Annotated in this window: 20 protein-coding genes; 9 read left to right on the top strand and 11 right to left on the bottom strand. The window is 37.3% G+C overall.

The features are described from left to right. Positions 1-76: 76 nt before the first annotated feature. The 3 genes from CSB87_RS07570 to CSB87_RS07560 all read right to left on the bottom strand — a co-directional run bounded on the left by CSB87_RS07570 (position 77) and on the right by CSB87_RS07560 (position 2,026). The gene (locus tag CSB87_RS07570; RefSeq protein ID WP_006580724.1) at positions 77-508 is read right to left on the bottom strand and encodes a hypothetical protein; all 432 of its coding nucleotides are present in this window, start codon (positions 506-508) and stop codon (positions 77-79) included. 86 nt (positions 509-594) lie between these two features. Further along, positions 595-1,014: a hypothetical protein gene (locus CSB87_RS07565; protein ID WP_031953399.1), complete on the bottom strand. Its 420-nt coding sequence runs from the start codon at positions 1,012-1,014 to the stop codon at positions 595-597. Between the two features lie 145 nt (positions 1,015-1,159). Then, positions 1,160-2,026, bottom strand: coding sequence for a LysR family transcriptional regulator (locus tag CSB87_RS07560; RefSeq protein ID WP_004884623.1), 867 nt, complete (start codon positions 2,024-2,026; stop codon positions 1,160-1,162). 108 nt (positions 2,027-2,134) lie between these two features. On the opposite strand from CSB87_RS07560, the gene CSB87_RS07555 reads away from it, so the two are divergent. The 3 genes from CSB87_RS07555 (at position 2,135) to CSB87_RS07545 (ending at position 5,421) form a co-directional block, all read left to right on the top strand. Continuing rightward, complete coding sequence (locus tag CSB87_RS07555; protein WP_031953398.1) at positions 2,135-3,037, top strand: DMT family transporter; 903 nt, start codon at positions 2,135-2,137, stop codon at positions 3,035-3,037. 36 nt (positions 3,038-3,073) lie between these two features. Continuing rightward, entirely contained in the window at positions 3,074-3,358 is a 285-nt protein-coding gene (locus CSB87_RS07550; protein WP_031953397.1) for a YciI family protein, read from the top strand. Positions 3,359-3,624: 266 nt separating this feature from the next. Further along, positions 3,625-5,421, top strand: a complete 1,797-nt coding sequence (locus CSB87_RS07545) for an AAA family ATPase (RefSeq protein WP_031953396.1) — start codon at positions 3,625-3,627, stop codon at positions 5,419-5,421. 46 nt (positions 5,422-5,467) lie between these two features. Here the strand turns inward: CSB87_RS07545 and glyS are convergent, their stop codons facing one another. From glyS to CSB87_RS07530, 3 genes are all read right to left on the bottom strand, one after another. Next, positions 5,468-7,537 carry a glycine--tRNA ligase subunit beta gene (gene glyS / locus CSB87_RS07540; protein WP_031953395.1) on the bottom strand — a complete coding sequence of 690 codons (2,070 nt, stop codon included), beginning with the start codon at positions 7,535-7,537 and terminating at the stop codon, positions 5,468-5,470. Then, entirely contained in the window at positions 7,537-8,514 is a 978-nt protein-coding gene (gene glyQ, locus CSB87_RS07535; protein WP_000085212.1) for a glycine--tRNA ligase subunit alpha, read from the bottom strand. Before glyQ ends, glyS begins: the two co-directional genes overlap by 1 nt. 89 nt (positions 8,515-8,603) lie before the next feature. After that, the gene (locus CSB87_RS07530; protein WP_031953394.1) at positions 8,604-9,029 is read right to left on the bottom strand and encodes a hypothetical protein; all 426 of its coding nucleotides are present in this window, start codon (positions 9,027-9,029) and stop codon (positions 8,604-8,606) included. A gap of 29 nt (positions 9,030-9,058) precedes the next feature. On the opposite strand from CSB87_RS07530, the gene CSB87_RS07525 reads away from it, so the two are divergent. The 4 genes from CSB87_RS07525 to CSB87_RS07510 all read left to right on the top strand — a co-directional run bounded on the left by CSB87_RS07525 (position 9,059) and on the right by CSB87_RS07510 (position 12,881). Next, positions 9,059-9,475 (top strand): lysozyme inhibitor LprI family protein, encoded by a 417-nt coding sequence (locus tag CSB87_RS07525; protein WP_004711766.1) that lies wholly within the window; start codon positions 9,059-9,061, stop codon positions 9,473-9,475. A 109-nt stretch (positions 9,476-9,584) separates the two neighbouring features. Further along, on the top strand, positions 9,585-10,847 hold the full coding sequence (locus CSB87_RS07520; RefSeq protein WP_004711767.1) for a putative DNA modification/repair radical SAM protein: 1,263 nt from the start codon (positions 9,585-9,587) through the stop codon (positions 10,845-10,847). Positions 10,848-10,850: 3 nt separating this feature from the next. Next, positions 10,851-11,648: a TIGR03915 family putative DNA repair protein gene (locus tag CSB87_RS07515; RefSeq protein WP_031953391.1), complete on the top strand. Its 798-nt coding sequence runs from the start codon at positions 10,851-10,853 to the stop codon at positions 11,646-11,648. Between the two features lie 132 nt (positions 11,649-11,780). Next, entirely contained in the window at positions 11,781-12,881 is a 1,101-nt protein-coding gene (locus CSB87_RS07510) for an HPP family protein (RefSeq protein ID WP_002052280.1), read from the top strand. 69 nt (positions 12,882-12,950) lie between these two features. Here the strand turns inward: CSB87_RS07510 and CSB87_RS07505 are convergent, their stop codons facing one another. Next, positions 12,951-13,205 carry a PspC domain-containing protein gene (locus CSB87_RS07505; RefSeq protein ID WP_031959411.1) on the bottom strand — a complete coding sequence of 85 codons (255 nt, stop codon included), beginning with the start codon at positions 13,203-13,205 and terminating at the stop codon, positions 12,951-12,953. A 251-nt stretch (positions 13,206-13,456) separates the two neighbouring features. On the opposite strand from CSB87_RS07505, the gene CSB87_RS07500 reads away from it, so the two are divergent. Next, positions 13,457-14,104, top strand: a complete 648-nt coding sequence (locus CSB87_RS07500; RefSeq protein WP_016803860.1) for a hypothetical protein — start codon at positions 13,457-13,459, stop codon at positions 14,102-14,104. Positions 14,105-14,175: 71 nt separating this feature from the next. Here CSB87_RS07500 and CSB87_RS07495 read toward each other — a convergent pair whose 3' ends face one another. After that, positions 14,176-15,999, bottom strand: a complete 1,824-nt coding sequence (locus tag CSB87_RS07495) for an acyl-CoA dehydrogenase C-terminal domain-containing protein (RefSeq protein ID WP_004884612.1) — start codon at positions 15,997-15,999, stop codon at positions 14,176-14,178. Positions 16,000-16,256: 257 nt separating this feature from the next. On the opposite strand from CSB87_RS07495, the gene CSB87_RS07490 reads away from it, so the two are divergent. Beyond that, complete coding sequence (locus CSB87_RS07490) at positions 16,257-18,599, top strand: hypothetical protein (protein WP_031953388.1); 2,343 nt, start codon at positions 16,257-16,259, stop codon at positions 18,597-18,599. A 47-nt stretch (positions 18,600-18,646) separates the two neighbouring features. Here the strand turns inward: CSB87_RS07490 and aroE are convergent, their stop codons facing one another. From aroE to ribA, 3 genes are all read right to left on the bottom strand, one after another. Further along, positions 18,647-19,435 carry a shikimate dehydrogenase gene (gene aroE, locus CSB87_RS07485; protein WP_031953387.1) on the bottom strand — a complete coding sequence of 263 codons (789 nt, stop codon included), beginning with the start codon at positions 19,433-19,435 and terminating at the stop codon, positions 18,647-18,649. A 177-nt stretch (positions 19,436-19,612) separates the two neighbouring features. Next, positions 19,613-20,563 (bottom strand): oxygen-dependent coproporphyrinogen oxidase, encoded by a 951-nt coding sequence (gene hemF / locus CSB87_RS07480; RefSeq protein WP_004884608.1) that lies wholly within the window; start codon positions 20,561-20,563, stop codon positions 19,613-19,615. Between the two features lie 127 nt (positions 20,564-20,690). After that, a complete protein-coding gene (gene ribA / locus CSB87_RS07475; protein WP_001121170.1) occupies positions 20,691-21,293 on the bottom strand; it encodes a GTP cyclohydrolase II in 603 nt (200 codons plus the stop codon). Positions 21,294-21,380 lie beyond the last annotated feature (87 nt).

Below are 21,380 nucleotides of genomic sequence, written 5' to 3'. Positions count from 1 at the left end.
AGGTCCAAGAAATTTAAATGGCTAGGGCTCGTTGCAAAAGATTACTTCTGCAACGAGTTTTTTTTATGGGAGTTTTTTAACCACACTTCGCTAAATTGGCTTTACTAAAATTGCTCTGTAGCTTTTTAAAATTATTTTGAATTGCGGGATCTTGGATATTAAAAGTGGTTGAACTTTTCGTTGTTGAGTTGATGGCTTGACTTAATATGCCAGAAGAATCTGGATATTGCTCCGTAAATGATTGAGCTGAAATTAACCCTTTATTGTTAAAAATCCAGTGCTCAGTAACTTGGCCACCACCTAAATAACCCGTAAATTCAATCATACAAGCTTGTTTATCGTGTTTAATGAGTTTGGCTACATTACCTGTCGTGGTGGGATAAGCTTCAATATTAGTATCTTGTTCTAAAACTTGTGCCTGAGAATAAGAAGAAACGGATTTTGTGGTTGCACAAGCAGTTAGTGCTACACAGCAGAGTGTTGAAAAGAGAAGTTTTTGACTATTCATAAGGCACATTCCTCGCTCTTTGTAGTATTTTTAAATGTCTATATTTTTTAAAAAGCGCGAAATGATCGCGCTATTCAAACTCAAACTTAATTGGTCGTCGTGCTAGATTTGCTTAACTCGCCTTGTTCAATTGGTATGTTTTGGCCATTTCGGCTACTAGTAATATTTTGTTTGGCTTGTTCTATTTTCTGTTCAGTAAACACTTTCGCTGTATCTGCTTTTTGTTGAACGACCTCTGCTTTTTCAGCTGTAAATTCTTTAGTACTTTGCCATTTTTCACTAATTTTTTGTGAAGTGTTTTCGGAAGCACCTTGAATAGAATCTCCTAAATTTTGTATGCCTTTTCCTGTTTTATATAATAGGACACGTCCTAAACTTGGATTGTCACCATAAGGTTGCGTCTTAGGTGCTACTTCATTTACTTGTTGTGTCTGTGTTGTTTCAGCAAAAAGGGTTGATGAGGCCAGTATAGGGCTTGCAACGCATAACACTCGTAAGGTTTTCATTTGGATCAATCTCCCCAATTACTTTAAAAGTTGAAGTGCTGATCTTACTGTTAAAAATAAATCTTGTGCAGGCATGTGATAAAACCCATACGATTTAATTACGAGAATTCATCATTTAACAGCAATTGACTTACTCTTCTGAGACTTATAAATAAAATTCAGACTTAATAAGTTCTATAAACGTATCTCTTGCTTTATGGTTGCTCACGTTTTTATGCCAGAAAAAGTGATTTTGCATAAAGGCAAGATGTTCAAACTTATAGCTTTGAATATGCGCTAAATTTTTATATTGTTCATAAATACTCTTAGGCACTAACGCCACACCAGAACCTGCACTCACACAACCAATAATCGTGGCATAACTGGTAATGCTGGTGATGGGAAGTGAAATATTCTTGAGTTTAAGCCATTCTTCTAAAGCTGCACGGTAAGGGCAGCCTTCAGTCCACATAAAAATTTCTTTACCAATCAGATCTTCTTGGCAATGAATTTCACCCAAAGAGTGAGATGCAATCAAGACCATGTCTTCTTGGTAAATACTGAGTTTATTCAGCATTGGAAACTCAATATTACCTGCGACAATTGCACCATCAAGTTTGTGCTGAGAAATATCAACCAATAACTGTTTCCACGTGCCAGTAATAATTTGAATGGAAACTTCTGGAAAACGTTGATGATATTTTGCAAGTAAATTGGGCAGGCGAGTTGTAGCAGAAGATTCAATTGCTCCAATTTTCAATGGGCCAGAAGGTGGGGCATCAGGGTGAACACTTCGTTTCGCTTCATCGCATAGCGCTAAAATTTTATGGCAATAGCTAAGGAAGATTTCTCCTGATGGGGTGAGTTTTAAAGCTTTCCCTTCACGATAAAACAATGGTGCGCCGAGTTCTTCTTCAAGCTGCTTAATGCGTGTAGTGATATTGGAGGGTACGCAATGTAGTTGTAGTGATGCTTTAACCATGGTCCCGCATTCAACCACGGTCTGAAACATTTTTAACTGGGTAATATCCATATTTAATCATTCACTTTTAATGAATATTTGACTCAATATAAGTTAATTTTATTCAACTATCTATGTGCATATGATGAAAGAGTTCCATTTCATTAGTGCAGATTTAATATGGCAATTTCTCTTGCTGCGGAAACCCAGCCTCCAGCTTTTAAGCTTTACTTATGTATTGCTATTACTGTCTTTTGTTGGGGCTATTCACCTATTGGTGTACATAGTGCCTTGCATTCATATACACCGCAGCATATAGCTTTGCTCCGCTTTTTAATTGCATCAGTTTTTTTACTGCTTTTGGTCATGAAAAAAGGAATTCAGCCTTTAAAGTGGAAAGATGTTCCTGCACTTGGGGTGTTAGGATTTTTTTCTGTAACGTTGCATCATTTGCTTATAAATACAGGGCAGCAATATGTGACTGCGGTTGCATCTAGTATTTTGAGCCAATCCATTCCACTATTCACTTTTATTATTTCAGCTTTGCTTTTTAAAGAAAAAATCAGTTTTAAACAGTGGTTGTGTATTTTGCTGGGACTTTGCGGCGCTGTGTTGGTGGTTAGTGGAGATCATGGTTTTGGTGTGCCGAGCCCTTATAGTTTGTTGATTGTTTTAGCTGCAATTGCATGGGGGCTGTACTTTAATTTATATAAAAAATTTGCTTTAAATTATGATGCTTTGAGCATGATGTGCTACATCATTTGGTTCGGTACCATTCCTTTATTATTTTATAGTGCTCATTTACCTAGTGAAATTTTACATGCTACTTGGCAAGCCAATATGTCAGTTGTCCTATTAGGTATTTTCCCAAGTGCGATGGCTTATGTACTTTGGGGTTATGTACTTAAAAATATGCCGTTAACGATTGCATCGAATTTTTTATATTGTTCGCCGATTGTCGCTATGAGTTTGGCAGTTCTTTTCATAAATGAAAAACCATCAATGATGGTGCTGCTAGGTGGAGTGATTATTGTGGGGAGTTTGGTGTGGATGAATTGGGGGAATAGGCGTACTATCGAATAAGCATATGTAATGCGCTACCTGCTTTAAGAGAATGAGATGATTGTTGTTACCTTGACCTATAAAAAACCATTAGCCGAAGTTGATGCTGTACTGAAAGAGCATATTGCATTTTTAGATCGTTACTATGAGCAAAAGAAATTTCTGGCATCAGGGCGTCGTGAAAATAGAGTAGGTGGGGTGATTTTGGTTTTAAGTTCTTCGATTCAAGAAGCCGAAGAAATCATGAAAAATGATCCGTTTTATATTCATGATGTGGCCGATTATGATTTTATGTGGTTTGAGCCATCGAAAAGTTTAGAAGAAATTAAAGCGTTTGTTTAACTAAAAAATAAAGGGATCTTTTTATTCTTTTTAATTATCTATCACTATGTGGCTAATAATTATTTTTTAGATTAGACAATACAAATCATTGTAAAAATTTTGGTGATAGTGAATGGATGAGTACTATTAAATAATAGTTATAATTTTAAGTATTATTCTGCTATAAAAAGATATACCTTTAGCTTTATTATGAATTTTTAGAAAATATCTTGAGTTGGAACTGGTACTTTTATAGTATGGAGTTAAGTGTGAAATTTGGATAAAAAATGTACTTGCGAAATATTCATATTAGAAATATTGGGCCAATTGAAAAATTAGATTTAGAACTAGAACTTAAAGAGGATTTAAATCCTAAACCAGTAATTCTAATTGGTAAAAACGGGTCTGGTAAAACATATACTTTGTCTTATATTGTAGACGCTTTTTATGAGCTGGCTAAAAAGCAATATAATGATGTAGTAAAATCTTCTGGTATGGACTCCCCTTATTTTAGAATTATTTCAGGTAGGGATATTAATACAACCACTGATAGTCAAAGTGGGGCTGCTTATTTGAGATTTTTTAATGATCAGGAAGGTCAAGAAATACATTATTGCGAAAAAATTGGTAATATAGATTCTGCACAGGGATTATTAAATTTATATGGAAATAAAATCAATAATATCAATAGTGATAATAATAATGATAAGAAAATTTTAGCCACTAAAGAAAATATTGATAAAATTTTTTCGAATACGATTAATTTTTTTCCAAGTTTTAGAAAAATAATTCCACATTGGTTAAATTTAAATGCTCTAACACAAGAAATATTTAATATTGAAGGTAAATTTGCAGGTGATTTGGGTAAAGAAATCATGTGTGTAGATACTTTCCAAAGAAATATCCAGTGGATGTTAGATGTAGTATTGGATTCTGCAATTTTACCTGCCGAACTAGATTATTTAGCGAGTCAAGAAGAAAAAGATTTTGTAATACAAAATAAGCATGCAATCAATAACTCATATAGAAATATCAATAAAATATTTAAAACAATTCTAGATAATGATGAATTATATTTAAAAACTGGATGGCGAAATGATGCTCAATCTCGATTATCTTTGCATAGTAAAGGAAGAGTGATTGTGCCAACCTTAGAACAGCTTTCGACAGGTCAATTAGTCTTACTTAATTTGTTCATTACAATAATTAGACATGCTGACTATAAAGATCTAAATAATAGTATTCGTTTAGAGAATATTGAGGGAATAGTTGTTGTTGATGAAATAGACACGCATTTGCATACTAAACATCAAAGTGAAATTTTACCAAAGCTTATTAAGTTATTTCCTAAAATACAATTTATCATGACTTCTCATGCACCACTTTTTGTTTTAGGAATGGAAAAAGAATTTGGGAAAGAAAATATTCAGTTAATTGATCTTCCATCCGGTATGAATATTACTTCTGAACGATTTGGTGAGTTTGAAGAATCTTTTAATGTTTATAAGGAAACAATAACATTTGAAGAAGCTCTGCATAAAAAAATTCAGGATCAACAAAAACCATTGATACTTGTTGAAGGTAAAACTGATATTAAATTTATGCAGAAAGCCTTTCAGCTAAAAGGGAAAAATGAATGGTTAGAAAATATAGAAATAGATGAAATTGGTGTTACTCAAGAAGGTGGTCAAGTTAAATTTGGTGGTGAAAGTAGTTTGGATAAAGGTTTTGATTTTCTAAAACATAATTTAAATGCAATAAACCGAAAAGTATTATTTCTATATGACTGTGATACAAAAATATCAAGAGAAACAATAGGCTATATTGCCAAAGATAAAGTTCCTATGAATTTTGAAAATACTAAAATTAAAAAGGGTTCAGAAAATCTGCTTAAAGAAGAATTGTTTACAGAAAATTTTTATCCATCCCGTGAATCAGTGGATGATTATGGAGGTGTTATAATTAAGAAAAATTTTGATAAAAACGGATTCTGTAATTATATTTGTGAAAATATTACAGATCCATCAGTATTTGATAGATATGAAGAATTAGTCTTTCCGATTATTGAACAATTCTTAGCTTAATAAAATAAAAAAACCCGCTTTAAAGCGGGTTTTTTTATAAAGAATATTAACCCTGCAACACACTCACATCAGCCACAGCAGTAAACAAGTTACGTAACTGAGCCAATAAACGTAAACGGTTTGCCTTCAGGCCAGCATCATCTGCCATTACCATTACACCATCAAAGAATGCATCAATCGGCGCGCGAAGTGCTGCAAGCTTAGAAAGAGCAGCTGTGTAATCTTTTGCTGCAAGTAATGGCTCAACCACAGGAGTTACTGCTTGAAGCTCAGCAAATAATGCTTTTTCAGCATCTTCAACCAAGTTTGTTTCAACTACAGAACCTTCTGGCGCTGCTTCTTTCGCAAGAATGTTAGCAACACGTTTATTTGCAGCAGCAAGTGCAGCAGCTTCAGGTAATGTGCGGAAGTGGTTAACAGCATTTACGCGCTTGTCAAAATCAAGTGGAGATTTTGGTGCAAGTGCTTGAACGGCTTGAAGTACATCAACAGCAACGCCTTGGTCTTCGTACTTGGCACGATAACGACCTTCCAAGAATGCAACAGCATCAGCACGAGTCTTGTCGTGGTCTTTAACGATATCGCCATAGCCTTGAAGCGCAAGATTCACTAGCTCTTCAATCGTTACATCTAATTCATTTTCAATGATTAAACGTAAGATACCAATTGCTGAACGACGAAGAGCAAACGGGTCTTTAGAGCCTGTTGGCGCTTGTCCAATACCGAAAATACCAACCAGCGTATCTAAACGGTCGGCAAGGGCAATGGTTGTACCTGTTTTGGTTTTTGGTAAAACATCACCCGCAAATTTTGGTAAATATTGCTCACCTAAAGCTTCAGAAACTTCAGTGTTTTCACCTTCAATACGTGCGTAGTAAGTACCCGCAATACCTTGAAGTTCTGGGAATTCACCTACAAGTTCAGAGGTTAAGTCGCATTTAGCAAGTAATGCAGCTTTTTCAGCATCGGCTGGGTTTGCACCAGTGATTGAAGATAATGCAACAGCAAGTTTTGCAATACGTGTTGATTTGTCCCAAAGCGTACCAAGTTGTGCTTGGAATACCATGTTTGCTAGTTTTTCTTTACGAGATGCAAGTGGTTGCTTTTGATCTTGTAAGAAGAAGAATTCAGCATCAGACAAACGAGGACGAACAACTTTTTCGTTACCTTCAATAATTTGAGTCGGGTCTTTAGACTCAATGTTTGAAACAGTAATGAAGTAAGGTTGTAATTTACCTTCCGCATTGATCAAACAGAAATATTTCTGGTTGTCTTGCATTGTCGTAATAAGAGCTTCTTGAGGAACAGCTAAATAGCGCTCTTCAAAAGTTGCACGTAAAGCTACAGGCCATTCAACAAGACTTGTTACTTCATCAAGTAAGTCTGCTGGAACAATCGCAGTCGCGTTAACTTCATCAGCTAACTTTTTCACTTGTTCTTGAATGGTTGCCTGACGCTTTTCAAAGTTCGCAACGACGTAAGCTTTTTCTAAAGCCTCTAAGTAATCATTTGCATGCGCTAAAGTTACAGCTTCAGGTGCATGGAAACGGTGACCATAAGTCACATTGCCAGCTTTATGATCTTGAATAGTCGCGTCAACAATTTGGTCGTCTTTGAGTAAGAGAACCCATTTCACTGGACGTACAAATTCGGTACGGCTTGCAGCAGAACGCATGCGCTTAGCAATTGGTAAATTGTCTAATGCAGTTTGTAAAATCTGTGGAAGTAAAGCGTCAAGGCTTTGACCTTTCACATCTTTTAAATAGCAAACTTTTTCAACTTTACCTGCTTGGAAAGTAGAAAGCTGATCAACAGTAATACCTTGACCACGCATAAAGCCTTCGAGCGCTTTAGTCGGTTTGGCTTCTGCATCGTAAGCCGCTTGAACAGCAGGACCATCAAAACGTTTTTGTGTATCCGCTTGCGCAGCATCTACATCTACAATTTTAAGCGCTAAACGACGTGGAGCAGCATAAGCTTCAACAGATGCGAAGTTTAAACCTGCTTCATTTAAGCCTTTTACAGTTTCTGCTTGTAGTGCATCACGTAATGTTTTTAAGCTTTTTGGTGGAAGCTCTTCACAGCCAAGTTCGAATAAAACAGTATGTTTGCTCATTAGTTTTTCTCCGCCTTTGCTGCTTCACTTTCAGCTTGTGCTTTTAGCTGTGCCAATACTTCATCACGTAGGTGTGGTTCTGCCATTGGGAAGCCAAGTTCTGCACGTGCTTGTACATAACTTTGTGCTATAGCACGCGCCAAAGTACGTACACGTAAAATGTAACGCTGACGCTCAGTCACAGAAATTGCACCACGTGCATCAAGCAAGTTAAACGTATGAGACGCTTTAACAACTTGCTCATAGGCTGGAAGTGGAAGTTTAGCTTCCATTAAACGGTTTGCTTCTGACTCGTAGAAATCAAACAGTTCAAATAGTTTGTCAACTGGAGCGTATTCAAAGTTATAAGTCGATTGTTCAACTTCATTTTGATGGAATACGTCGCCGTAAGTTACAGTACCGAATTGGCCTTTCGTCCAAACAAGGTCATATACCGAATCAACTCCCTGTAGGTACATCGCAAGACGTTCTAAACCGTAAGTGATTTCGCCTGTTACCGGATAACACTCAACACCACCAACTTGTTGGAAGTAAGTGAACTGAGTTACTTCCATACCGTTAAGCCAAACTTCCCAACCTAAGCCCCAAGCCCCAAGAGTTGGAGATTCCCAGTTGTCTTCTACGAAACGAATGTCGTGAGTAAGCGTATCAATCCCGATTGCTTTTAAAGAATCAAGATAAAGCTGCTGGATGTTGTCTGGGTTTGGCTTAAGTACCACTTGGAATTGGTAGTAATGTTGCAAACGGTTCGGGTTTTCACCGTAGCGGCCATCTTTTGGACGACGTGAAGGTTGAACGTATGCCGCATTCCAAGTCTCTGGCCCTAAAGCACGTAAGAATGTTGCGGTGTGGAATGTTCCAGCGCCCATTTCCATGTCGTAAGGTTGTAGTACGACGCAGCCTTGTTCGGCCCAATAGTTTTGTAGGGCAAGAATTAAGCCCTGAAATGTATCAATGTGCGAGATGGCGCGACTCATGTAGCATCCACGAATTTATGAGAAAAATTGCCCCTAAGTATAAGGATTTTGTAGGGGAGTGGCAAAGGCTTAATCAAATGAATACGTGATTAGCCTATTTGTTTTCGGCTTAGCCATTTCAAGCTTAACCAGTAGCAAAAGCCGGTAAATAAAATCTTGAGATAAAAACTGTAAATCTTATAAATATTCCACCAAGGAGACGGGAATGACCCGACAAAAAACAAACGTGCAATAGGGCTAATCAAAATCCAGATCGCAGTTCCGCTGATGAAAATACTCATCAGATTTAAACGACTTTTACGGGCCAGAAAATAGGAAATGATATATGCGAAAGGAATAACTAGAAGGCCATAAAAAAGTAAATAAAATAAGAAATGGGCTAGTAAAATAACTCCAATCGAATAAAGGTTAAACTCAGCATTTAATGTCATGACCCCTAAGGCAGATAAACTCAGCAATGGTAGGGGTGCAAGCGCAAGTGCATGAATAATTGTTTTTTTGTTATATTGAAGCATATTAAAAATTATAGAACTGAGAAGAAGTTATGTTGAAATTTTGCTGCAAACTTATTGTTTTATCCAGCCTTTTCTGTAGCCCGTGGCTTTACGCGCAAACCGAAACTGATGAGCAAGATGAATACAATCAATGTGTAGACCAGACCATTAAAGAAATGAAGCTTGAAAGCATTAATAATATGGTCGTGTATAGCTGTTCTGAACAAGCTAAAAAGACTTATGAAGAAAAAATTGTTGCTCTGATTGATCAAATTCGTGCACAAAGCGAAGAATACAAACAGCCAGAACGTTACCAAGATATTTTAAAATCTCAGCGACTCTGGAAAGCCTATGTAGATCAGGAATGTAATAATGCAGGTTCATATATCGGCTCACCGATGTATTCATATTGCCCAATGCAAGAGTATGAAAAGCGTGTAAAGCAGCTTGAAGAATACGTTAATTAAGACAGATTATTTTAAACGTCACCTCATGACGCTGAGCGTACTTCCCTAGATTAAATTTAAGAATGCGACATGATATTTTCTAAACGATGCCATAAATGAGTCGTTTGATATGTCTGATCGCATTCGGGAAAAACTACAAATTCTTGCTGATGCTGCTAAATATGATGTGTCTTGTTCATCAAGTGGCAGTGATCGTAAAAACAAAAATAAAGGTCTGGGGGATGCTAGTCATTCGGGTATTTGCCATAGCTATACTGAAGATGGTCGTTGTGTGTCTCTCTTAAAAATTCTGTTTAGCAATGTCTGTATTTTTGACTGCGCCTATTGTGTTTCACGTCGTTCTAATGACGTTCAACGTGCCGCATTTACGGTACAAGAGGTCGTCGATTTAACCATTAATTTTTACCGTCGTAATTATATTGAAGGGTTATTTTTAAGCTCCGGCATTTTTAAATCGGCAGATCACACGATGGAGCGCATGCTCCAAGTGGTTAAAAAGTTGCGTCTTGAAGAAAACTTTAATGGTTATATTCACTTAAAAACGATTCCAGGCGCATCGCCTGAACTGATTCATGAAGCAGGTTTATATGCTGACCGGATGAGTATTAATTTAGAAATGCCGACAGAGATGGGGCTAAAAACTTTTGCGCCAGAAAAATCACATGAGGAAGTACAAAAAGATTTAGGTTTGGTTCGTGACAGACTCATTCAACTAAAAGATGAACGACAAGTTATTAAGCATGTGCCGAAATATGTACCAGCAGGGCAGACCACCCAAATGGTGGTAGGAGCGCATCAAGAGTCAGATCAAGATGTCTTGTTCATGGCAGACAAGCACTATAAAGAATTTAAACTCAAACGCGTCTATTATTCGGGTTATATTCCAATTAATACCGAAAATAATTACTTGCCTGCTGTTGGTTCTGCACCGCCGTTGCTTCGTGAAAACAGACTTTATCAAAGTGATTGGTTGATGCGTTTTTACGGTTTTGAAGTCAATGAAATTGTTAATGAAAAACACCCAAATTTGGATCTGGATGTAGACCCAAAATTAAGCTGGGCCTTAAGGCATCCCGAACAGTTTCCGGTAGATTTAAACCGTGCAGATTATCAAATGATTTTACGTGTGCCGGGTATTGGGGTGAAATCGGCCAAGAAAATTGTGCAAGCACGCCGTTTTGGCAAAATCCATACCGATTTACTTAAAAAACTCGGTGTGGCCTATCAGCGTGCAAAATTCTTTATTCGCTGTGAAGACACTCCAAAATTCCAAAAAGAATTGTCTTCAAGTTTTATTCGGCAGCAGATTTTAACGCAAGGCTCATCGAAATATGTGCAGCAGCTCTCGCCACAATTAAGTCTTGGGTTTTAGGCCATGTTTAATGAGGAGGTTGCTTACTATTTTGATGGTTCAATGATTGGGCTGCTGAGCTGTGTTTTTCGTGCATTTCAATTTAAAGAATTACAGGTCAGGCTCTGTTTGAATGATGCAGCTCAACATGGTTTATTTGCCGATAAAATTGAGGTTGCAAATAATGAGCAACATGCTGAACGTGTATGGGCTGCGCTACAAAGAAAGCTTTCATCTTCTTCGTTAAAACAATTTTATTTTGCTTATTTATCCGAATCTTTAGATGCCTATCAGCATTTATTTAATTACTGTATTTATGTGTTTACTAGCCATGTTTCCATAGAAAAAGATTATTCAAATCCTAGTGTTCTGGCAATTGCACAGTGGACGAAAAAGGTCGGGCGAGAGAAGCATCGAATGGAGGCTTTTATTCGTTTTAAGAAAACTAAAGATGAGCTTTTTTTAAGTCTGGTTCGTCCTGATTTTAATGTTTTACCACTCATTCAGCCGCATTTTAAACGGCGTTATCAAGATCAGCGTTGGTTGATTTATGATGAGCAACGTAAGTTTGGAATTTATTATGATTTACGGGAAATACATGAAGTTTCGCTCGAAGCCTCGGGCGTTGACCGTAATTTAAAAAATGGAATGAGTCAAAGCTTTCAGCTTGAGTTAGATGAGCAAGAAGTTTTGTATGATCAGCTTTGGAAAGATTATTTTAAGAGCGTAAATATTACAGAACGCCAAAATATCAAGCTCCATGTGCAATATTTGCCGAAACGTTACTGGCGTTATTTAAATGAAAAATTGATGGAATATTAAAATTTTCAAATAGTAAGAATATATTCAACAGGTTTTCTGATAATTGAAAGATATAATTTAAATGCACTTTATGTGGCTTTGGGCGTATACTTTTGCCCGTTATAAATAACGGCATATCCCCTAAGGTGTACTGTGAGTGTTATACAGCCAGAATGGTTACAGATTTTAAAACCGAATTTTAAGGTTTTACCACTAAAAGAACGGTTGCTTTGTGGCGTTGGAGCGCTATGTGGTTTAGCAATTTCTTCCTTAATTAGCTGGTATGTTTTAGGTGGAATTAATGCATGGTACATTGCACCTATGGGAGCTTCCTCAGTTCTCTTATTTGCTGTGTCGACCAGTCCGCTGGCTCAGCCTTGGAATGTTATTGTTGGTAATACCTTAGCCGCCATTATTGGCGTAGCCTGTGCACAGTACATTCCGGATTTAACTACGGCTTTTAGTGTGGCTGTAGGGCTTGCTATATTTTTAATGATGACCACTGACTCTTTGCACCCACCAAGTGGTGCAGTTGCGATTACGGCTGTGTTGGGTGGTGCGGCTATTCACAAATTAGGTTTCTATTTTGTTTTCTACCCAGTTCTACTCAATTCATTACTTCTACTCGGTTTCGCCATCTTTTTTAATAGACTGATTGGGCGGCATTATCCGGTTACTGCACACTTAAATGAACGCAGTAAAGACCCAACGCCAACTCAAAAAGTATCAATTCAGCCAAAAGATATTGAATATGCATTAGAGCATCACACTGAACTATTAGATATTAGTCAGTACGATTTAGAAAAAATCATTTTAGAAGCGCAAGAACATGCCAATGAACGCATGGTGAACCAATATGCCTGTCAGGATATTATGAGCCGTGATGTGATTAAACTACATGAAGATGATGATATTCATCAGGCATTAGATAAATTTAAACAAGTGAACTTGATGAGCTTACCTGTGGTCAATGCAGAAAACCATTTAGTAGGAACTTTAGCGCTATATGAAGTTGTAGAGTGGTTTAAAGGGGCAGCCGATCCAAGAAACTCATGGCAACATTATGTAAAGCAAATTATGAGTCGTCGAGTAGTTACTGTACTACCAACTCAGCCTATTCAAGATCTTGTACCTTACTTTGTCGAGAAATCATTTAACTATATTCCTGTTGTTGAAGAGCGAAAACTGATAGGAATCATTAGCCGTGCAGATATGATCGCGGCTTTACAACAGCAGTTAAATCGAAAACTATAATTTTAAGCATAAAAAAAGCTACGGTTGATTAGGGGATGCAACCGTAGCGACCAAAATAAACTAAGTGATTTAATGTATTTGTTCTTCTTGTACAGTACGAACAGGTTGTTGATAACCTTGGACTTGTTCAGGCTGTCTTTTCGGAATAACTAACCATAAAACCAAGTAGACTAAAATTCCTGGGAAAGCCGCACTCATTACCGAGACCAATACGAAAATAATGCGTAATAAATTTGCGTTCCAACCAAAACGTTCAGCAATACCGCCCATTACACCGGCGATCATGCTTTGTCGGTTCGAGCGATATAAACCAGAATTGGTCATGTAGTTCTCCTCAAATATATAAATGACAAGGTTTGTTATTTCCCTTGGTTAATAGAAATATGGCGACAAAATTAACTAATTAAAGTCCGTTAAAATTAAAAATAGTTAAAATATGTAAATGATTTAAATGAATGAAAGCAACATCTACTAAAATGCACCCTTTCGGGGCTAAAAGTGTTTGTAGCAGTAATGGTAGTGTTCTTAAATCATAATTTGAACAGTCACATTGCTGTTGTATGTGAATGATGTATATGTCTTTGAAGTGGTCTGGTCTTTTAATTAAACATTTAGGTTTGGCAGCCATCTTATGTATGGCGCTGAGTGCCTGTGATGCAAATCATGCCGATTCTAAGGATCACTCAGCGTTAGCAACGACTTCTAAACATGATAATAGTCTAGTTAAAAGTACGACTGCAGTTAAAACGTTGGATGATGCAGCGGGACGAACTTTTTTACCCGATGGTGCCCCAGATCAGACATCTAAAATATCTGAATCAGATCAACAATATGCAGGTCGCTATCATACCCGTATTTCATGTGAAGATAATTTTGCCGATTGTGAAACAGGTGAAGCGGAATATATTTTAAACTTATTACCTGATGGCACTGCGTATTGGAACGTTGTTCATTTTGGGCGAATCAGTAATAAAGATGGTGCAAAAAGTGCAGTCATCAATCGATTATGTCCTTCATTAAAGTGGAAAGTTGATTCTGCAGCTCATGAGTTAAAGATTCAGTGTCCAACATCAGATGTTAACTTCTACTTTAATATTATTTCGAAACAGAAATTAATCGTAAATTTAGAAAAACTGTTCTATAGCGATTATGGTAAAAATCGTGAGTTTTTAGAACAAAACTATTTTGTTCCTACAAAAGCTTATGTACTTAATAAAGAATAAAGTTATTTTAATTCAATAAAAAAGAGCGCAATATTAATTGCGCTCTTTTTTATTTTACTACTTACTTATTATTAATAGTCGAAGCTAAAGTGTTCAACTGGTAATGAAGTAAGTGTACGAGAAGTCGTTACCATTGATTCTGCATGACCTTGTGCACGTGGTAATAAGCGGTCGAAGTAGAAATCAGCAACTTTAATTTTTGCTTTATAGAATTCAGGAGTTTCTTTACCGTCACCTGCTTCTAATTTTTCAGAAGCAACTACGGCTTGTTGAGCCCAGAAATAAGCCATCATGACATAGCCTGAGAACATCAAGAAATCTACAGAAGCAGAAGATACGATGTCACGGTCTTTACGTGCAGCAAGCATGATACGAACAGTTAAAGTGTTCCATTGAGCACAAAGCTTTGTTAAATCCCAAGCGAAACGACGTAAGTATTTATTACGTGCATGTGTTGCACAGAATTTTAAGATTTCAGCAGTGTATTCACGCACTACTTTACCTTTTGAGCTTAACAATACTTTACGACCAATCAAGTCGAGTGCCTGAACACCAGTTGTTCCTTCGTATAAAGTAGAAATACGAGCATCACGTACGATTTGCTCCATACCCCATTCTTTGATGTAGCCATGACCACCATACACTTGCATACCGTGGTTAGCAGCTTCTAGGCCAAGCTCAGTCAAGAAACCTTTCAAAATTGGTGTATAGAAACCAAGTTTGTCATCATAATCTTCAAATGCAGCTTGGTCACCGCGCGTCAAAGCGTCTGTCATTTTGTCAGCAAGCTGTGCTGCGTAATAGATCATTGAACGACCGCCTTCAGCGATCGCTTTTTGAGTTAATAACATACGACGTACATCAGCATGGTGAATAATCGCATCAGCCACTTTATCTGGATCTTTTTTACCAGAAAGGGCACGCATAGACATACGTTCTTTGGCATAAGGTAGAGCACCTTGGAAAGATAACTCAGCATGTGCAATACCTTGAACCGCAGTACCAATACGCGCAGTGTTCATAAAAGTAAACATCGCATGTAAGCCTTTGTTTACTTCACCAATGAGGTAGCCTGTTGCGTTGTCAAAGTTCAACACAGCAGTTGCAGAAGCACGAATACCCATTTTGTGTTCGATTGAACCACAGCTAACAGTGTTACGTTCACCTACGCCGCCATCAGCGGTTGGAATAAACTTAGGAACGATAAATAAAGAAATACCTCGTGTACCTGCTGGTGCATCTGGAAGACGTGCAAGCACGATGTGAATAATGTTCTCAGTTAAATCGTGTTCACCAGCAGAAATGAAGATTTTTGTACCAGAAATTTTATAAGTACCATCAGCTTGAGGCTCAGCTTTAGTTTTTACCTGACCTAAGTCTGTACCACATTGAGGTTCGGTTAAGCACATTGTGCCGCTCCATGTACCTTCAACAAGTTTAGGCATATAGGTTTGTTTTTGCTCATCTGTACCGAATTGCAAAATCGTATTCATACAACCTGAGCTTAAACCCGGATACATGGTAAATGACCAGTTCGCAGTACCCATCATCTCTGATTTAATCAGGTTTAAAGACATTGGAAGGCCTTGTCCACCAAATTCTTCAGGATAAGAAAGTCCTTGCCAGCCACCCATTACAAACTGGTCATAAGCTTCTTTAAAACCTTTTGGTGTTTTCACTTCGCCATTGTCAAAATGGCAACCTTCCTCATCGCCAGATTGGTTAAGGGGGGAGAGTACGTTTTCACAATAATCTGCCGCACCTTCAAGAATCATATCTACCGTATCTGGATCTGCACTTTCACCATTTGATAAAGTTTTATAGTGAGCAGGATAGTCTAATACTTCATTCATTAAGAAGCGGATATCGTGTAGGGGAGCTTTATATGCTGGCATGGCTTTAATCCTAATTGTAAGACATTGTGGGATTATCTGAATCGATGATTTGATTATTCACTCGCATGATAAAAATACAATGTTAATCACACCCGAAAAGAATGTCAGAAAAGCGAATTTTGTCGAAAATAAATACACTGGAAATTATATTTTCTGATAAAGTCAGGTCTTATACTTTTATGTGAAAAAACAACTAATTTTTTTATTTTTAGCAAGTTTTGTTAAAAAGATAAAGTGATAAGGTTTTAAAAAAGGTTATGCATTTAAAATATCTCAGTTTATGTTTATTTAGTTTGGGCTTGACTGCATGTGCACAACACGGCGTGCGTCCCCAAGTGGCATCTGCGAATTTAGAGCAAAAGGCCATTCAAAGCGTTAATGCGATGTATGAATATCCAAGTTATGACTATCGCGGAAATTTTAAAATCACGGTTGATCCATCACAAATAAAGCAAAATGGAAAAGCTGAAAATAGTCTAAAACTTGACGCCGAATTACAAAAGAAAGTTGATCAATATTTACGTGAGCAAAAAGTTGGTTTAAGTAAAGCTCAGAAACAGACCTTATATGCAGCTATTGCAAATGAACAAGGTGATTTGGGGCACTCAGCACGTTCTGAAAAAGTAAATGCCGTATTAATTAATTTATTAAATGATCTTCAATTTAGCTATGATGGCTCAATTCATTACCGTCAAAAAATGGGTTCATTTAACCTTACTGCTAAATATGAAAAACCAACGCTATTGGTTCAGGCAAAATTGCCAATGGTGCTTGATCTGGAAAATTATAAGTTTTACGTAAATTACTTCGGTTTAATGCCGTATTTAGTCAATAAAGAAAATCAAAATAATTTGGCTTATATTGATTTTTCAAAATATAAAGACTTCTTTAAAAATGTCGATACAAAGAAGTTTATTGAATATCTTAAAGCTTCTAGCGCGGTTTCTTATCGTTTGGCTGACTCGCAAAACTTACAAAGTGTATCTTTGACAGAGACTGATCGTAAGGCTGGGGCAGTTGACAAAATTCGTTTGAAAACCACCATTGAAGAGTTGCTTTTAGAAGTTGAGCTGTATGGTCAGGTCAATGATAAATATCTTCAAAAAAGTGTATTAGGTTTTGATAACCAAAAAATGGCTGAAAAAGTAGCAAAAGAGCTTGCTGCTTCTGAAGCAAAAAAAGGCGCTGTTAATAAAGAAGAACAAAAGGTTTCTTCTGATGATGCCGCTGCTGTAAGTCAGGAATTGTATAGTTTAATCAATGCACACTTTGATGGTGGCCTTTCATCAAATGATGCAGGTGAAGACAATTTAACTACGGCAGCACAAGCTCCGGCAGCAGCAGATGCATCAGTTTCTGAAGATCAAGATGTCAGTGAAGAAGCAGCTGCAGGTGGTGTACAGGATGCACAAGGTGAAGACGCTGTAACGCTTACCGAAGATCAATGTATTGAATTAAAGTCACTGAAAAAACCGGTTGCTTTAGGTGATATTAATTATTGCCAAGTTTATGGCATTGATGTGCTAGACCAGAGTGCTGCAAGTGCTGAAAAAGTTCAAACCAAGTCTCGCCGAGATGCTTTAAAACAAACTTTTGAAGCTTATAACCAAAACCAGTTTATCAATGATGAAGCATTCAAAGCTTTATGGCTAAAACACAAGGCCGAGATTGAGCAAGCTTTACCTAAGCAAAGAAATCCAATCACGATTGATGTGGCTTTAGATGATAAAGGTCGTGCAGTGAACATGACCTATGATGTTGCTTATACGCCAGCCGAGTTTAAACATAGCTTTAATATTAAAGCTGATATGCAAATTTTAAATTACGGTAAAGCAACCTCAATTGATCAAAAGCAGCTTAAACAGGCCAAGTCTGTAGCTGAAGCAAGTAAAGGTTCTATGCTCGAAAACTTTATTAAAGGTTTTGGAGAAAAGCTTGGACAAGGTGATGTTTTAGAGCATCCGGTAGGCACACATAGTGATGTACAAGATTTAGATGCAAATCTGGCTGTACTGGCTGATAAAACCTATGATGCAACGCATGCTTATGACAAAACTTATAAAGCAGTATTTATTGCCAAATTAACAGCTGAAAAACCGTCATATATCAAATATTACTCTGTTCAACAGCTACAAGAAATTGCAGAGGTTTATGCTTACTGGTTCTCGGAAGAAGATACCTATAACCCTCAAGGAAAAGCTTTAGAGCGTATTACTGCTTTACAGAAAAAGCATCATCTTGAACAGGATGAACAGTTTGACCATGAGTTAGGGCGTGCTGTAGATCATATTGTAATAGAGACTATGCAAGGTAAAGCAGGGCGTGAAGCTTGGCAGAAACTACAAAAGCAATATAAACAGCCAGCCCAACTGTTCTCAAAGCAGTATCAGTTAGAATTTGAAAAACAAAATGGTGTTTCTGCTGAAGAAAAGCATTTGTTATCAGAAACAGCTGATATTTTAGGAAACGTTTATGTGGCCGCGCGTAAACAACAGCTTACGGAAAAAACAATTCAGAAGTTAAAACCTGAACATAATGAATTTATTGATTATGAAATTTTCCGAGATGTTTATAAGCAAATGGTCGCTGCTAAAAAATAGTAAATGAGATAAAAAAAGAACCTACTTTAAGTAGGTTCTTTTTTTGTTTATAAGAAATCTTTCAACTCTGGTCTTACACCATTCCAGATATAAAAAGCTTCGATGGCTTGGCCTACTAACATACCAAAACCTTCTGCATAAGGCACATTACGCTGTTTCGCCTGATCAAGGAAACTAGAAGGTTTGCCATAAGCCATTTCATACGCATATTTGAACTGTAATTTTTCAGGAAGTTGTAAAGCATCACCTGAAAGACTTGCAGAAGTTGCATTAATTATAATATCAAAATCGCCGTCTAAATCATTTAGAGAAATTGCTTGTAATTGGGCTTGTGGAACTGCTGTTTTTAAGTCATCTACAAGTTGTTCTGCACGAGCGAGGGTTCGGTTGGCAATGACGATCTTTTTAGCGCCAGCCTGTACCAGTGGATAAATGACACCACGAGTTGCACCACCAGCTCCTAAAATTAAAATAGTTGTATTTTCTAAGTTCCAATCTAAAGCTTGTATTGCGGCGACTAGGCCTTGGCCATCTGTATTGTCACCATGCAATTTGCCATTTTCCATCCACAAGGTATTTACAGCTTTAGCAATTTGGGCACGCTCGGTTAAAACATCACATAAAGCAAAAGCTTGCTCTTTAAAGGGAACAGTAACATTCATGCCACTGCCGCCTTCTGCAAAGAAACTGTGCATGCTTGACTCAAAACCATCTAGAGGAGCGAGACGTTTTTGATAGTTTAGATCAACACCTGTTTTTTGAGCGAAAGCATGATGCAATTCAGGCGAGCGTGATTGTTCGATCGGGTTGCCAATTACTGCAAACTGTTTGGTCATTCTTGTATCCAAAATTTTAAAATGGCATAAAGCAGATAAAGCCTGTGCTGAATATTCAGCAGGCCTCACTATAAGTCAAAATAACACAAGAAAAAATATTTGAATGAAGGAAGGGAAATTGAAATCAAAAAAGGGGATTCTTTAGGGTGGAAGCCAAAGAATCCCCAAAACAAAAAATTAAGCGACTTTTTCTTTTAAACCTAACCAATCACGAGGTTTTAAGTAATAGTCAGTTAAACGCTTCTCTGGAGAGTCTTCATCCCATTCAGGACGATAAGACCATGCAGCTAAATTAGGTAGGCTGACTAAAATAGACTCGATACGGCCACCTGTTTGTAAACCAAACAACGTACCACGGTCATAAACCAAGTTATATTCAACATATCTACCGCGGCGATAAAGCTGAAATTCTCGTTGAGCTTCGGTATAAGGCTGTTCACGGTGTTTTTCGAAAATTGGCAAAATGGCATTTAAATAACCATTGCCTACAGCTTGAATATATTTAAAGCAAGTTTCGAAATCCCAGCAATTTAAATCATCAAAAAATAAGCCACCCACACCACGCTGTTCATCACGATGCTTTAAATAAAAGTAATCATCACACCATTGCTTATGTTCAGCATAAACATTGTCACCAAAAGGTTTACATAGGTCGTAAGCAGCTTGATGCCAATTTAAAACATCCTGGTCATCTGGATAAAATGGCGTTAAATCAAAACCACCACCAAACCACCAAATCGGATCTTGTCCTTCACGTTCTGCAACGAATAAACGGACATTTGCATGAGAGGTCGGAATGTTTGGGTTTTTAGGATGAATAACTAAAGAAACTCCTAGTGCCTGAGCTTTAGCCCCAGCAATTTGAGGGTGACGTTCTGTAGCAGACGCAGGAAGTTTACTAATGTTGATGTGAGAAAACATCACACCACCTTTTTCGATCACTGTACCATTTTGCAGCACACGTGAACGACCGCCGCCGCCTTCAGGGCGTTCCCAATCATCAATAATAAATTCTGCCGTACCACCGCCAGCTTTTTCTTGTTGTTCTAAACCAGCACAAATACGGGCTTGTAAATCGAGGAGAAATTCGCGGACACGTTGAATATCTGTGGAAGTCGGATGTTGCATAATGACCCTCAAAGATGATTGATATAAATTAAATACATCAAAACATAAAACCATAAAAAAAGTAAGGGATTTTTTCTAAATCTTGAAAAAATCCCTTAAATATTGTTTTTAAATTTTGGAATTGGAATCAAAAATCATCTTTTTGATAAAGGTGATCCATTCTTTCACGTTTGGTTTTTAAATATTGTTCATTAAAAGGATTGCGGCCGACAGTTAACGGTACACGATCTACGACATTAATACCCTGATCTTTGAGTGCCTGAATTTTCAAAGGATTATTGGTAATTAACTTCACTTCTTTTACTTTTAAGTGATCGAGCATAATGCTACACATATCGTAACGGCGTGCATCGGCAGGTAAATTCAGTAGTAAATTGGCATCTACTGTATCGTGACCCTGATCTTGCAAAGCATAGGCACGAATTTTATTGGTTAAACCAATTCCACGACCTTCTTGGCGTAAATATAAAATTACACCTTGTCCTGCTTCATTGATGAGTTTTTGAGTGGCTTGTAATTGTGGGCCACAATCACATTTTAATGACGCAAAAGCATCACCTGTTAAGCATTCAGAATGTACACGAACCAAAACAGGGCCTGTTGGCGGATTTTCTAATCCTTTAGAAAGTGCCACATGTTCTTCACCTGTTGCTGGATCTTGAAACACAGAAATATTGAATTCACCAAAAGCGGTCGGGAGTTTTGATGTTGCAATGAACTCTATAGGCACAGATTAACTCATCTTTTAACCGAAAACGGTTTAAAGTATAGCGTAATGCTGGGAGATTGGTCGAATTGTCATAATCATTTTGCACAC

This window comes from Acinetobacter sp. AR_0276, assembly GCF_003000705.1.
GTDB lineage: Bacteria > Pseudomonadota > Gammaproteobacteria > Pseudomonadales > Moraxellaceae > Acinetobacter > Acinetobacter nosocomialis.
Note: the sequence above shows the minus strand (reverse complement) of the source record. Positions and strands in the feature narration are given on the sequence as shown.

Coding starts and splice junctions, on each gene's coding strand:
- CSB87_RS07570 (WP_006580724.1), bottom strand. CDS start 508: ATGAATAGTCAAAAACTTCTCTTTTCAACACTCTGCTGTGTAGCACTA.
- CSB87_RS07565 (WP_031953399.1), bottom strand. CDS start 1,014: ATGAAAACCTTACGAGTGTTATGCGTTGCAAGCCCTATACTGGCCTCA.
- CSB87_RS07560 (WP_004884623.1), bottom strand. CDS start 2,026: ATGGATATTACCCAGTTAAAAATGTTTCAGACCGTGGTTGAATGCGGG.
- CSB87_RS07555 (WP_031953398.1), top strand. CDS start 2,135: ATGGCAATTTCTCTTGCTGCGGAAACCCAGCCTCCAGCTTTTAAGCTT.
- CSB87_RS07550 (WP_031953397.1), top strand. CDS start 3,074: ATGATTGTTGTTACCTTGACCTATAAAAAACCATTAGCCGAAGTTGAT.
- CSB87_RS07545 (WP_031953396.1), top strand. CDS start 3,625: ATGTACTTGCGAAATATTCATATTAGAAATATTGGGCCAATTGAAAAA.
- glyS (WP_031953395.1), bottom strand. CDS start 7,537: ATGAGCAAACATACTGTTTTATTCGAACTTGGCTGTGAAGAGCTTCCA.
- glyQ (WP_000085212.1), bottom strand. CDS start 8,514: ATGAGTCGCGCCATCTCGCACATTGATACATTTCAGGGCTTAATTCTT.
- CSB87_RS07530 (WP_031953394.1), bottom strand. CDS start 9,029: ATGCTTCAATATAACAAAAAAACAATTATTCATGCACTTGCGCTTGCA.
- CSB87_RS07525 (WP_004711766.1), top strand. CDS start 9,059: ATGTTGAAATTTTGCTGCAAACTTATTGTTTTATCCAGCCTTTTCTGT.
- CSB87_RS07520 (WP_004711767.1), top strand. CDS start 9,585: ATGTCTGATCGCATTCGGGAAAAACTACAAATTCTTGCTGATGCTGCT.
- CSB87_RS07515 (WP_031953391.1), top strand. CDS start 10,851: ATGTTTAATGAGGAGGTTGCTTACTATTTTGATGGTTCAATGATTGGG.
- CSB87_RS07505 (WP_031959411.1), bottom strand. CDS start 13,205: ATGACCAATTCTGGTTTATATCGCTCGAACCGACAAAGCATGATCGCC.
- CSB87_RS07500 (WP_016803860.1), top strand. CDS start 13,457: ATGTCTTTGAAGTGGTCTGGTCTTTTAATTAAACATTTAGGTTTGGCA.
- CSB87_RS07495 (WP_004884612.1), bottom strand. CDS start 15,999: ATGCCAGCATATAAAGCTCCCCTACACGATATCCGCTTCTTAATGAAT.
- CSB87_RS07490 (WP_031953388.1), top strand. CDS start 16,257: ATGCATTTAAAATATCTCAGTTTATGTTTATTTAGTTTGGGCTTGACT.
- aroE (WP_031953387.1), bottom strand. CDS start 19,435: ATGACCAAACAGTTTGCAGTAATTGGCAACCCGATCGAACAATCACGC.
- hemF (WP_004884608.1), bottom strand. CDS start 20,563: ATGCAACATCCGACTTCCACAGATATTCAACGTGTCCGCGAATTTCTC.